We start from the raw sequence: 12,744 nt of genomic DNA, 5'->3' as shown, positions 1-12,744 counted from the left end.
GTGCTCGATGGCGTGGGTGCGACACCGCCCCACGCCATCGAGCGTCGTTCTGCGACCGGATTCAGTCCTTGCGGTCGCCGGCGCCGGACAGCGGCAGCCGGCGGCGGCGCCACGCCTCGAGGATGTGGTCGTTCATCGCGTCCTGGGCGCGGACGGCGTCGCCCTCGGAGATCGCGGCCAGCACGGCCTCGTGCTCGCGCAGGGTCACCGCGAACGCGTCGGGCGTGTCGACGCCGTGGTAGCGCGAGCTCTCCAGTGCCCGGTCCATGAGCGTGCGGGCGATGTTGCTGGCGAGCCTGTTGCGGGAGATCTCCATGACCGTCTCGTGGAAGGCCACGTCGGCGGCGCGGAAGACCTCCTCGTCGGCGGTGCTCTCCCGCATCCGCTGAATCGCCTGGTCGAGCTCGGCGACCTGCTCCTCCGACCGTCGTTGGGCGGCCTCTGCCGCCATCACGGACTCGAGCTGGGCTCGGACGACACTGAGCTCGTCGAGGATGCCCAGCGTCTCGTCGTGCTTGATCAGGGCGGTGAGGACCACGCGGTCCATCGTGTTCCACGCGGTCATGGGGCGCACCTCGGTGCCGCGCCCACGCGCGATCGTGACCAGGCCCTTCTCCTCGATGCGCTTCACGGACTCGCGCACGACGGTGCGACTCACGCCGAACTGTTCGCTGAGCGGTCCTTCGGGCGGCAGTGCGTCGCCCGGCGCCAGGCGCCCGGAGACGATCGCGTCCACGAGCTCGTCGACGACCACCACGCCGAGCATCGGCTGCCGGTCACGCGGCTGAGAGAGGACCGTGGTGGTCCGTGAGAGCGGTTGCGGCATACCCGGAAGTGTAGGACATCGTACGTCGCCGAAGCGGCGACATGGCCGTGCTGCGTCGACGTTCGAGGCATCTCATCATCCAACAAAGGCTTGACACGTCATATGTATGACATCACCCTAGTAGGGTGGCGCATGTCACACGGAGCTCGTCTCGGAGGCCGCACGGCCACCCCTGGGTGGTCCTTCTGTCTCTCGCCGGGCGCTCCGCCCCCATAGAGAAGGGAACGGACCATGCAGCAACCAATGACGCGCCGCTTGGGCGCGTTGGCCGCGGCGGCCGTCGTCGCGGTCACCGGTTTCGCGGTCACCGCAGGAACCGCCGACGCGGCGGGAGGAAAGTGCAAGGCTCTCTGGGTCTCGCCGGACGGCAGCGACAAGGCGGCCGGGTCGGAGAGCGCGCCGTTCGCGACCCTGGAGCGTGCTCGCGACCAGATCCGCGACAAGAAGCTCAATGCCCGAATGGGTTGCGATGTCACGGTCAACGTCCGGGCGGGCGAGTACCAGGTGGACTCCACCCTCGAGCTCGATGACCGCGACAGCGGCAGCAACGGCCACGACGTCGTCTACCGGTCGGTGGACGGGCCGGGCAAGGCGGTGCTGACCGGTGCGAAGGAGCTGACCGGGTGGGAGCCGTTCCGCGACGGGATCTACAAGACCAAGGTCGAGCCGGGCCAGCGGTTCTACACGCTGTTCGAGGACGGCGCACGCGCCGAGGTCGCCCGCTACCCCAACCGCGGGTCGGTGGACTCCCACGGGCCGTACCTCTTCTCCAAGCTCGGTGAGCCCGAGAAGGAGGCCGTACGGCAGTGGCTCTACTGGGAGGACGGTGACTGGGACCCGGCATGGGACGACACCCCGACGAGCAACCCCCTGGCCAACGCCCAGCTGACCGTGTGGTCCGGCGGCTCCTGGAGCTGGTTCACCGACATCGTGCCGATCGGCGGGGCCGACTACCGCAAGGGCTTCACCACGCTGAAGTACTGGACGCGCTACGCGCTGGTCAACAGCGGCGGCGGCTCGCGCTACTTCATCCAGAACGCGCTGCCGTTCCTCGACCAGGCGGGCGAGTACTACTTCGACTACGCCAACAACGAGGTCTACTACAAGCCGAAGGGCGACATCAGCAAGGTGCGGATCATGGCGCCGACGGTGAAGAAGCTGATCGACGTCAAGGGTGCGACGCCGGAGCGCCGGGCGCAGAACATCACCTTCGACGGCATCGGGCTGCAGCACAGCGACTTCACCGACTGGTACCGCTCGGGGTGGATCTCGGCGGGCGACTCGGGTGACGCGCACAAGTATCCCGAGTACGACCGGCAGATCGAGATGCCGCGCAACCGGTTCGGTGCGATCACGCTGGAGAACACCAAGGACATCACGCTCACCAACCTGCACGTCTCCGACACCGGGTTCATGGGTGTCTACGCCCTGTTCGCCAACGAGGGCCTGAAGGTCACCAACAGCTGGTTCGAGAACATCGGCGCGGACGCCATCAAGATCGAGGGTGGCTGGCCCGGTGAGGGCGACCTGAGCCACGGGCACACGATCTCCAACGTGTTCATCGACCACATCGGCGAGCTGGTGCCCGGCGACGCGTCCGGGGTCGAGCTGATGGACACCGGCAACAACCTGGTCGAGAACATCTTCGTCAACCACTCCGCGCGGTACGGCATCAGCCTGGAGTCGCGTCCGGAGGTCGTCGACGGCGAGCAGTACACCGACAACAACACCTTCCGCTACATCGAGATCCAGAACGCCGGCCTGGACTCCGGTGACATGGGCGCGTTCTACACCTACGGCGTGGCCAACCAGGAGCCGCACCCGATCAAGAACACGGTCGAGCAGATGGTGATCGGCGACGTGCTGACCGACCCGGTCGGCGAGATGCCCGACTCCGGTACGCGCGGCATCCACATGGACGCCGGTGGCTGTGGGTTCTCCTTCGCCAACATCGAGGTCGGTGAGACCACCGACCAGTCCTACCAGTCCTACCAGTGCAACGAGGTCACCAACGGCAACTGGAACGACGGGTTCGACGCCTCGAAGATGGAGTACGACAAGATCGGCATCACCTCGGAGTTCCCCTACGACGTGAGCGCGCAGATCGCGGCGGCCCGTTCCTGACGGCAGCCCCACCATCGCAGGCCCGGCGCATCGCGCCGGGCCTGCGGTCAGTACGCCTCGCCCAGCGGCGCTTCTCCGGCACGACGCGCCTCCGCGGGGGAGACGTGCGTGACCGCGAGGAGCTCCTCGCGACCGCCGGCCTCCTTGTCGATCGTGAGCACCAGCCCGACGCCTCGCGCGTAGAGCTTGTGCTCCAGCACGTCGGGTTCGAGCGGGGTCGTGTCGGCGGTCTTCACGAGGTCGTCGTACTCGCCGGCGGGCACGCTCGCCCGGCGGCCGAGCGCGAGGACCTCGCCGTGGTCCTCGGCCTCGCCCTCGAGGAACTCCTGCCGGTAGGTCATCCCGACCTCCGGGGAGGCGGGCATGATCACGCCCGCCTGCGCGCCGTCGACGCCGGCCTCGAAGGACCCCTCCTGGGTGGTGAGCTCGCCGTCCTCGAACTCCGCGGTGTCCTCGCCGAGGTACCAGACCGTGCCATCGGCGTCCTGGGCGTACCAGTCGAGGGTGTCCTCGATGATGTCGCCGTCGCGGGTGACGGTGTCGCGTACGACGCGAGCGGTGACGCCGTCGGCGATCTCGCGGGTCACCGAGGTGGCGGTGACGACGACGTCGACGGTCTCGCCCTCCTCGGTGGTCTCGCGGTCGGTCCAGCGGGTTCCCGGCTCGAGCGGGAACCACGGGTTCGTGATGTCGGCGGTGAACTCGGCGGGATCGAGGTCGACCGGGTCGTCCGCCTGCGGGAGCCCCTCGGTGCCACAGCCGGCGACCACCACGAGGCAGCAGACGAGGAGGCGGCGGAGGCGAGCCATCGTACGACCTCGGGTCAGTCGTCGGAGCCGGAGCCGTCGTCGCCTTCGGCGCCGACGACCTGGAAGTTCTCGTCGACCTGGACGTCGACCTGGCTGCCGTCGTCGAGGGTCACCTCGACCTCGTACTTGCTCTCCTCGTCGTCGACCTCGGTCGCGGTGACGGTGCCGCCGCCGGTCTCGGCCAGGGCGGCCTGCTCGGCCTGATCGAGCTCGGCGGCGGGGATGGGCTGTTCGTGGGTGTCGTCGTCGCCGGACAGGGCACGTGCCGCACCGACAGTTCCGGCGGTGACCACGGCCGCGGCCGCGATGACGACGGCGATGCGCTTGCGGGTGGGTTTCATGGGATCGACGCTACGGCCGCTGGATGAGGGGCGGATGAGTCTCTCATCCGGCGCTCATCCGCGGACCTAGCATGAGCGTGTGCGGGTGCTGCTGGTCGAGGACGAGGAGAAGCTCGCCGCGCTCGTCGCCCGTGGGCTCACCGAGCGTGGCGGCGTGGTCGACTCCGTCGCGACCGGCACGCAGGCGCTCGCCTCGGCACGCGGTGGCGAGTACGACGTCATGCTCCTGGACGTCATGCTGCCCGACATCGACGGTTTCGAGGTCTGTCGTCGGTTGCGGGCCGCGCGGGTGTGGATCCCGATCCTGATGCTGACGGCGCGCACCGCGGTGGCCGACCGCATCGCCGGCCTGGACAGCGGCGCCGACGACTACCTGGCCAAGCCGTTCGCGTTCCAGGAGCTGCTGGCCCGGATGCGGGCTCTCGCCCGGCGCGGTCCGGTGCCGCGGCCGGTGCTGCTGGAGGTCGGCGGCCTGCACATGGACCCGGCCGAGCGGCGGGTCTGGCGTGGGGAGACCGAGGTGTCGCTGTCGACCCGGGAGCTCACCCTCCTAGAGGCGCTCATGCGCCGACGCGACCAGGTCCTCACCCGGGAGCAGCTGCTCGCTCTGGCCTGGGGCGACCACCACGATGTCACCTCCAACGTCGTCGACGTCTACGTGCGCTACCTGCGCGCGAAGATCGACAGGCCCTTCGGGGTGAGCACCCTGCAGACCGTACGCGGCGTGGGCTACCGGCTCGTCGCGGAGCCGTCGTGAGGGGCTGGTCGCCGGCACGGTGGCCGCTGCGGGTCCGGGTCGCGCTCGCCTTCCTGGCGGCGACCGCCGTCGCGATCACCGGCCTGGGCGTCCTGGTCCAGGTGCGGGTCAGCGACGCGCTGGACGACCGGCTGCGCGACTCGGTCGCAGCCGAGGCGGATCGGCTCGAGGCGGAGCACGGCCGCGACCGGTGGGAGGCCGTCGCCGGCCTCGGCGGCGAGGTCCATGCCCAGGTGATCGGCCCGCGGGGTGACGTACGGGCTTCGTCGCGGCTCGTCGCGGAACCGCTGCTGGATGCCGCCGCGCTGCGGTCCGGCCGGTCGGGCTGGGTCGAGCGGACGGCGACGGTCCTCGACGACGATGCGGCAGCGGCGGGACGACGGGACCCGGAGCGGGAGCGTCTCCTCCTGCTGGTCCGGCCGGTCGGAGACGACTACCTGGTCGTCGGCACCTCACGGCAGGATGCCGACGAGGCCCTCACCACGCTGCGCAACCAGCTGCTGATCGCCGGCCCGCTCGCACTGGCCGTCGCGGGCGGGCTCGGCTACCTGGTCGCCGGCGCGGCGCTGTGGCCGATCGAGCGGATGCGAGCCCGCGCGGCGACGATCTCGGCGCGCAGCGCCGGCGAACGGCTCCCGGTTCCGGCGGCCGACGACGAGCTGCGCCGGCTCGCACTCACCCTCAACGCCATGATCGAGCGGCTCGACGAGGGTCTGCAGCGGGAGCGCCGGTTCGTCGCCGATGCCAGCCACGACCTGCGTACGCCGCTCGCGCTGATGCTCACCGAGATCGAGCTCGCGCTGGCTCGGCCGAGGACGCCCGAGGAGCTGAGGGTCGCGCTGAGCTCGGTCGAGGAGGAGGTGCGGCGCCTGATCGCGCTGGCCGAGGACCTTCTCGAGCGCGCCGGCTCCGGGGGTCCGTCCTTGCCGATCGAGTCGCGCCCGGTCGACCTGGTGGACCTGGCCGCGCGGGTCGTGGAGCGGTTCCGAGCGGCCGCCGGGGGCCGTGGCCTCGCGCTGGCGGCGCCACGACCCGTCGAGATCCACGGCGACGCCATCCGGCTCGACCGGGCCCTGTCGAACCTCATCGACAACGCGATCCGGCACGGCGCCGGTGACATCGAGGTCGCGGTCCGCGCCACGTCCGGCGGCGCCGTCGTCACGGTCACCGACGAGGGCGACGGCCTCCCGCAGGACTTCTGGCCGCGGTCCGGACCCTCCGGCCTCGGCCTTTGGATCGTCCGCGAGATCGCGCGGGCGCACGGCGGCTCGATCGACGTCGAGCACATCGGCGACCGCACCCATGTACATCTGGTGCTCGCGTCGCCGACCGTGGTTGCCCCTTAGTCCAGAGGCCGACCCGCTCGACTACGGTGGCCGCACGTCGTCCGACGTACTCCTGCCCGAAGGGACCAGCGAAGCCATGAACGTGAACGAGCCAGGTGTCGCACTGAGCATCGACGGTGCGGTGGCGACCGTGCTGCTGGACCGTCCTGACGTACGCAATGCGCAGCATCCGGCGATGTGGGCGGCGATCGCGGAGTTCCTCGAGTCGCTCCCGGACGACGTGCGGGTCGTCGTGGTGCGCGGTGCCGGGGGCGCGTTCTCGGCCGGGCTGGACCTGTCGCTGGTCGACCCGGGTCAGACCGAGGTGGAGGGCAGCCTGGTCGCGACGCTGGCGCGGAGCGACCAGGAGGTCATCGACCTGATCGGGGAGTATCAGCGGCCGTTCGTGGCGCTGACCGACCCGAGGTTCATCTCGATCGCCGTCGTCGACGGGTACGCGATCGGTGCGGGCTTCCAGATGGCGCTCGCGTGCGACCTGCGGATCATGACCGAGGACGCCTGGGTCTGCATGAAGGAGCCGGCGCTGGGGCTGGTCCCCGACCTGGCCGGCACGAAGCCGCTGGTCGAGGCCGTGGGCTACTCGCGAGCCCTCGAGATCTGCGCCACCGCCCGCAAGGTCGGCGCCGCGGAGGCCGAGCGGATCGGCCTCGCGCAGAGCGTCGTGCCGGCGGCTGAGCTCGACACCACGCTCGCCGATCTGGTCGCAGCGCTCCTCGCCCACGATGCGACCGCGGTGCGGCGTACTCATGAGCTTCTCGCGGCTGCGCAGGCCAGGAGTCTTGACGAGCAGCGGCTGGCCGAGCGGACCGCCCAGGTGGGTCGGCTCCGCGCCGTGCTGCGGGGCTAGCCCTCGGCCGGACCGGTTACGAGACCGGCTGTCCGTGGTCCACGAACTCGATGTCGACGGCCAGCTGACGCAGCCGGGTGCCGAACCAGGCGGCCGCCAGGCAGATGACGAGGTACATCGAGATCGCCTGCGTGGCGTAGTTGGGGTAGTGGAGCACCCAGATCACGTGGTCGTCGGTCGAGGCCGGGTCGGCCCAGATGTAGGGCATCATCCAGGCGATGAAACCCCCGGTCAGCTGCGACGCGACGAAGATCAGCAGCGCCTCGCCGGCCCGGCCCCACCACTGACGGGGAAGCTCGCGACGGAGCGCGGGGCCGACCTTGCGCACCAGGCCCGGCCGCCATCCGGCGCCGGGTGCGACCCGGGCCGAGAGGCGGGGCGCCACCGCGATCAGCAGGAACGAGAGGACCAGGAATCCCGCGATGCCGAACGAGGTGATCCCGGAGACCAGGGCGACCCGGCTGCGCATGAGTCCCGGGGTCAGCAGCAGCGCGGCGAGCGGAGCACCCACGAGCAGGGCGGCGACGTAGCACCGGAGCAGGGCGCCGGCGAAGGTCAGGGATTCCGTGGTCGCCCGGGGTGGCGACAGCTCGATCTTCATGGCCGGAGACTAGCCTGTTATTTCACTATGGTGAAACAAATTAGGTGAGGACGTGAACGCATGTCCGAGGACGGTGACCGGCTCGGCTCGGAGCTGAGTCTTCACGTGGTGATGTTCCACGAGGCCATCGCCCGCCGGCTGGGTGTCGGCAACAGCGAGCACAAGATGCTCGACCTCGTGGCCCGCCACCCCGAGGGCATCACCCCCGGGGAGCTTTCCGCCGCCACCGGGCTGAGCAACGCGGCGGTCACCAAGATCGTCGACAAGCTGGTCGCCGCGGAATACGTACGCCGCGAGCGCAGCTCCCGCGATCGCCGGTCGTTCCGGATCCACACCACACCGCACTTCCGGCAGACCTCGCGTCCGACGGCGGCCGGGCTCGCCCAGCGGATCGAGCAGATGAACCAGCGCTTCGATCAGGACGAGCTCGCCGCCATCGGACGCTGGGTCAGCGGTGTGATCGAGGCGTTACGCCTCGAGACCGAACGGCTGGAGTCGGAGGAGCGCTGAGGCGTCGCCGTCAGTCGGCCTCGAGAACGGGGGAGCCGTCGGTCGGGATGACGATGGCGCTGGCCGGGGTCAGGTCGACCCGGTAGGTCCCGCCCGCGCTGACGGTGGCGAGCACGGCCTCCGCCTCGGCGCGGCTCCCGAAACGCTGCGTACGCAGGATCTCGGTGACCTCGGGGCGGATGGACTCGACGGGGCCGACGCCGGGGAGGAAGCCTCCGTAGGAGTCGAGGACGTCGAGCTCGAACTGGACGTACCAGCCGTCGGGGTCGTGGACGAAGCTGTCGATCTTGATGTTGATGCCGTCGGCCAGGAGCGGGATCCGCGGGTTGCGGTTGAGCGCGCGGTCGTAGCCGTGCTGCACCTGGCCGCCGTCGACCAGCCGGACGCGTACGTCCTGGGCGCCGTTCTCGCGGCCTGGCTTGAACGGGCCGTAGGTCTCGATGCTCTGGTAGCCGGGCTGGGTGTCGGCGATGGCGTTGGTGGCGGTGGCGTACCTCTTCTCGAGGTAGTTCACCCATTCGCCCGGGACCATCGCGTCGAGCATGGTGAGTTGGCGGTCGCGGTTGGCCGGGTCGTTGTTGTAGGCCTTGAGGGCCTGGTAGATCTCGACCAGCGGGAACTGGTTGGCGTGCTGGCCGGTGACGTAGTCGGGCGCGACGCGCTGCTGGAGCCAGGCGAGGTTGTAGGGGAAGCCCAGCCGCTGCCAGCCGTTGGTCGGCGAGACGATCTTCGGGCTCCAGCCGTAGCCGCCCATGTAGCCGAACGTCAGCCGCTTGCCGTCGCGAGGGTTCTTCACCTCGAACACGAAGGATGCCGACCCGGGGGTGTGGCCGGGCGACCACAACGGCATCAGCCGTGCGTTGCCGAAGTCCATCCACTCGTCGTAGACGAGGAAGTCGCTGCGCTCGCGGATCAGGGTCTCGCTCGCCGGCAGCGCCGGCGGGAGGTTCCAGGTGTTGCCCACGGCATCCTGGCCGAGACCCACGATGTCCTCACGCGGGGAGTGCAGCCGCACGGTGCCGCCGGCGTTCTCGATCATGGTGACCAGCTCGACCGTGGTGCCGTAGTGGTCGCCGTGGCCGTGGGCCATGATGATGTCGTCGATGTCGCGCGGGTCGAAGCCCATCGCCTCGATGTTCTTCCAGTACTGGTAGCCGCTGTTGGGCCAGCCGGTGTCGAGCAGCACCAGCCGGTCGTCGCGGCGGCTCCGGGTGCCCATGTCGGTGTTGAACAGGTAGCAGGACACCTCGTTGTCGCCGACGAAGTAGAAGGTGTCGGGCACGATCTCGAAGGGCTCGGTGCTGCGGGTGTAGGGCGCGGCGGCGACCCCGGTCGCGACGATGTCCACGTAGCGCTGCCCCGAGACCGGGTCGACGCCCTTGTCGGTGAGCAGGTCGCTCTGCGTGGGTACGTCCCACACCGGCTTGCCGTCGGAGACGTCCTGCGGCGCGAAGTAGAAGATCTGGCGCACCCGGGCGTCGTCGGCGTCTCGGAAGTCACGGTCGAAGACGACGAACGCGGCCTGCCGGTTCGTTGTGCTGTAGGCGTAGTCGCGCGTGACCGGCACCGCGGCGAACGTCGAGGACTGCGAGGCGGCCCAGCTCGACGTGTCCACCCGGTAGACCTCGACATCGGGCGCGACCCGGTAGGTCTCCTCGTAGCGCCTGCACGGCCGGGGAAGCGGGCGACCGCCGATGTCCTCGGTGACCTGCCGCCCGTCGCCGATCGTGATGGTCCGGGCGCTCTTGGCGTAGACCCAGCCGGCGGCGACCATCGCCCCCGGGCTGCCGTCACGCGGAGCGAGCTCCGGGCCGTACCTCTGCGTCGCGAAGACCGGCCTCGCCGACTTGGTCAGCACCGTGTGGAAGGGCTGGGTCTGGTCGTCGTCCACGACCACCTCGCCGCGCTTGACCACGAAGTCGACGAGAGTGCCTTGGGTGATGCCGGCCGCGATCTGCTCGGCGGCGCTCGGGCGTACGCGCTGGGTCACCGCCAGCCGGCTCCCACCCTCGGCCAGCACCGGCACCTCGACGACTGCCTGGGTGCCCTGGTCGACGACCTTGGGCTCGCCGATGACGAATCCGACCACCACCCCGTTGCGCGTGAGCCTCCGCTCGGGGACAGAGGCGGCCTGTGCTGCCTGCTGGATCCCCGGCCCGCTCGCGGCCAGCGCGCCGCCGCCGGCCACGCTCGCGCCGACCTTGAAGAGTGAACGCCGATCGAACTCCATGCCCATGCGATTGCCCTCTCCGCGATGGGTCTCCCTGGAGGGAGGCCGCTGGATCCGCAGCCTAGGAACGGCGCGGAACAGGCGTCCAAGCCCGTTTCGGACTGACGTGATGCCAGCCGGGTATGACGACGGTCACACGATGGAGAGGCGTTCTAGGACCATCGTGGCCAGTCCTCGGGTGTGTCGACCGTCGGCTGATCGACCACCCACTGGCGGAAGCGGTCGATCTCGGCTTGGTAGGCAAGCGGTGGGTAGCTGCTCCAGTCCTTGACTCCCGGCCAGAGCAGCTCGACCTCGATGTCGTTGTCGCGCGCCGTGATCGAATGAGCTCCCGGTTTGTCCCTTCGGGAGCCGACCACCATTCCGTTGACAACGTGATCGCAGGTGAAGGTCTCGAACCCATCGCGGCCAGAAGCGGCCGCGCCCGGCGTGAGGTACGTCGACATGAGGAACTTCAGCCAAGGCACCATGTGGTTCGCCTTGTCCCCGCCGTCGTAGCTCAGACAGCAGCCCTGCGGGCAGGCCGACCAGTTCGACCATCCGCGAGGCGCCGTTCTCTGGAGTGCCAATGCAGCGGCATTGTCGTTGTCGAGTGCCCGCAACCCGGTCTCGCGGCGGTCGACGAAGACCGAGCCGGAGATCCGGTTGACGAGCTCGCGTTCGTCCTCGTTGAGCTCAGGCAGGATCTGCAGGTATCCGACGAAGTCTGTTTGGTATCCCATGGGCGCCACGATCCCCGCCGCGCCTGAGCCGAGCAAGGAGCGACCTCGAGGCTGTGGACAACTCGGATTGAAGCCGGGTTGTGGATGGAAAGTGGCCCGCGTCATGGTCGGACTCAGGGGCGGCGGGTGAACCGGATGGTGCCGTCCGGCAATCGCTCATGGAGGTACGCCGGGGCGTGGGCCAGGCGGTGATGGTGGAGACAGAGCAGTGCGCCGTCTTTGAGGTCGGTCTTCCCTCCCGCGGCCCAGGGGTCGAGGTGGTGGGCGTCGCACCACTCCGGGGGCATGTCACAGCCCTCGGCCTGGCAGCACTTGGCCTGCAGCCGCAGTGCCTTGCGTTGGATCGGCTGGAAGAACCGACTGGCCCGGCCGGCGTCGAGGACCTCGCTGTCGCCGCCGAGCACCCAGGGGATGATGGTGGCGTTGCATGCCATTCGTCGGGCCTCGGCCGCGGTGATGGTGGTGCCGTTGGTCTCGTCGTAGCCCAGGGTCGCGGTGCCGAGGTCCTTGCGGAGGTCTTCGAGGGAGATCACCACGTTGACCACGGTCGCATCCCCGCCGTGGCGGGGCAGGGCGGCGGGGTCGAGGGTCTCCAAGAGCCGCGAGAACCCTTGTCCCATCAGCCTCTCCCACGGCGGCAGTCCCGCGCCCTTGGCGACGAGCTGTTGTTTGCGGGGTTGGGCGTAGGCCTCGACCAGTCGTTTGAACCGCATCCCGATCGAGGTCGGCAGGACCCCGTCGAACCCGACGGTGCCGTCGTGGTTGTCCCACACCCGCAGTGCGGTCCTCTGGTGGGCCCGTTCCTCTTCGGCGAGCAGGGCCTGGGCTTCGGCGTCTTCGAACCGGGCCGGGTCGATCTCGGCCAGGATCTTCCGTCCGACGATCGCCAGCTCGTTCGCGGTCAGCCTAGTGGCGTAGTCCACGAGCAGTTTCTCGGCCAAGACCAGGTCCTCGGCGCTGGCGACCGGGTCGGCCTCGATCTTGTCGAGCGCTTTGGTGATCACCCGGGCCTTGTCCGGGGAGACGACACCGGCAGCGAGACCGTCGGCGACGAGCTCGTACTTGGCGATCTTGGTGGCGAGTTTGATCTGCGACCGGGCCACGGCTTTGTCGACGAGCAGTTCGGCGCGCATCCAGGCCGAGGCGTCCTTGTCCCCGGTCTCCTCGGCGATATCACCGGACGAGGCCAGCACCCGCAACCGCAGGGCGGCCTGCTGGGCCTGGATCGTCTCCAGACGGGCCAGCAGGTCCTTCTTCGTCGCGGTCCTCCAATAGGCAGGATCACTCACCAACAAGTCTTGAAGGGAGGACTCGATAGCGGCGAGAGCGGTGTCGATCGCATCACCAGGGTGGCTGCCCCAGTGGTCGACGTCGCGGTCCAGACTCATCGTGATCCCCTCCCCTCAGAGGTGTGTCGTGATGGGTCTGATTCTACGCCGTCGAAGGGATACCTAGCCACCTATAGGTGCAGGTCAAAGCCCATTTTCGCGGTGAGCGAACGAGGTCGCTTCTGTGGATGGTAAGTGGCCCGAAGGGCCACCCCTCCACCCCCACGAGCCCCACCAATCCCAGCAAGAACCCCTCCGCGCCCCACCCGGGTCGCCGCCCCCATAGCCAGCCAAATCTTTTAT

At 69.4% G+C, this 12,744-nt stretch carries 12 protein-coding genes; 5 read left to right on the top strand and 7 right to left on the bottom strand.

What is annotated here, in order from left to right:
* Window positions 1-61 precede the first annotated feature (61 nt).
* Window positions 62-826 carry a FadR/GntR family transcriptional regulator gene (locus ACIRON_RS18780; protein ID WP_402994293.1) on the bottom strand — a complete coding sequence of 255 codons (765 nt, stop codon included), beginning with the start codon at window positions 824-826 and terminating at the stop codon, window positions 62-64.
* A gap of 243 nt (window positions 827-1,069) precedes the next feature.
* Here ACIRON_RS18780 and ACIRON_RS18775 point away from each other — a divergent pair, with 243 nt between their 5' ends.
* The gene (locus tag ACIRON_RS18775) at window positions 1,070-2,950 is read left to right on the top strand and encodes a right-handed parallel beta-helix repeat-containing protein (protein ID WP_402994291.1); all 1,881 of its coding nucleotides are present in this window, start codon (window positions 1,070-1,072) and stop codon (window positions 2,948-2,950) included.
* Between the two features lie 47 nt (window positions 2,951-2,997).
* Here the strand turns inward: ACIRON_RS18775 and ACIRON_RS18770 are convergent, their stop codons facing one another.
* Window positions 2,998-3,759: a hypothetical protein gene (locus tag ACIRON_RS18770; RefSeq protein WP_402994289.1), complete on the bottom strand. Its 762-nt coding sequence runs from the start codon at window positions 3,757-3,759 to the stop codon at window positions 2,998-3,000.
* Between the two features lie 14 nt (window positions 3,760-3,773).
* Window positions 3,774-4,100 carry a PepSY domain-containing protein gene (locus ACIRON_RS18765; protein WP_402994287.1) on the bottom strand — a complete coding sequence of 109 codons (327 nt, stop codon included), beginning with the start codon at window positions 4,098-4,100 and terminating at the stop codon, window positions 3,774-3,776.
* 79 nt (window positions 4,101-4,179) lie between these two features.
* Here ACIRON_RS18765 and ACIRON_RS18760 point away from each other — a divergent pair, with 79 nt between their 5' ends.
* From ACIRON_RS18760 to ACIRON_RS18750, 3 genes are all read left to right on the top strand, one after another.
* The gene (locus tag ACIRON_RS18760) at window positions 4,180-4,857 is read left to right on the top strand and encodes a response regulator transcription factor (protein ID WP_402994285.1); all 678 of its coding nucleotides are present in this window, start codon (window positions 4,180-4,182) and stop codon (window positions 4,855-4,857) included.
* Window positions 4,854-6,203, top strand: coding sequence for an ATP-binding protein (locus tag ACIRON_RS18755; protein ID WP_402994283.1), 1,350 nt, complete (start codon window positions 4,854-4,856; stop codon window positions 6,201-6,203). Before ACIRON_RS18760 ends, ACIRON_RS18755 begins: the two co-directional genes overlap by 4 nt.
* A 76-nt stretch (window positions 6,204-6,279) precedes the next feature.
* Complete coding sequence (locus tag ACIRON_RS18750; RefSeq protein WP_402994279.1) at window positions 6,280-7,050, top strand: enoyl-CoA hydratase/isomerase family protein; 771 nt, start codon at window positions 6,280-6,282, stop codon at window positions 7,048-7,050.
* 16 nt (window positions 7,051-7,066) lie between these two features.
* Here ACIRON_RS18750 and ACIRON_RS18745 read toward each other — a convergent pair whose 3' ends face one another.
* The gene (locus ACIRON_RS18745; protein WP_402994277.1) at window positions 7,067-7,651 is read right to left on the bottom strand and encodes a hypothetical protein; all 585 of its coding nucleotides are present in this window, start codon (window positions 7,649-7,651) and stop codon (window positions 7,067-7,069) included.
* Between the two features lie 60 nt (window positions 7,652-7,711).
* Here ACIRON_RS18745 and ACIRON_RS18740 point away from each other — a divergent pair, with 60 nt between their 5' ends.
* Entirely contained in the window at window positions 7,712-8,161 is a 450-nt protein-coding gene (locus ACIRON_RS18740; RefSeq protein ID WP_402994275.1) for a MarR family winged helix-turn-helix transcriptional regulator, read from the top strand.
* A gap of 10 nt (window positions 8,162-8,171) precedes the next feature.
* Here ACIRON_RS18740 and ACIRON_RS18735 read toward each other — a convergent pair whose 3' ends face one another.
* The 3 genes from ACIRON_RS18735 to ACIRON_RS18725 all read right to left on the bottom strand — a co-directional run bounded on the left by ACIRON_RS18735 (window position 8,172) and on the right by ACIRON_RS18725 (window position 12,501).
* A complete protein-coding gene (locus tag ACIRON_RS18735) occupies window positions 8,172-10,397 on the bottom strand; it encodes an MBL fold metallo-hydrolase (RefSeq protein ID WP_402994273.1) in 2,226 nt (741 codons plus the stop codon).
* A 146-nt stretch (window positions 10,398-10,543) separates the two neighbouring features.
* Window positions 10,544-11,149, bottom strand: coding sequence for a hypothetical protein (locus tag ACIRON_RS18730; RefSeq protein WP_402994271.1), 606 nt, complete (start codon window positions 11,147-11,149; stop codon window positions 10,544-10,546).
* A gap of 77 nt (window positions 11,150-11,226) precedes the next feature.
* Complete coding sequence (locus ACIRON_RS18725) at window positions 11,227-12,501, bottom strand: DUF222 domain-containing protein (protein WP_402994269.1); 1,275 nt, start codon at window positions 12,499-12,501, stop codon at window positions 11,227-11,229.
* Window positions 12,502-12,744: the final 243 nt, after the last annotated feature.

Origin of the sequence: Nocardioides sp. NPDC101246 (assembly GCF_044767415.1) — a bacterium.
Lineage (GTDB): Bacteria > Actinomycetota > Actinomycetes > Propionibacteriales > Nocardioidaceae > Nocardioides.
Note: the sequence above shows the minus strand (reverse complement) of the source record. Positions and strands in the feature narration are given on the sequence as shown.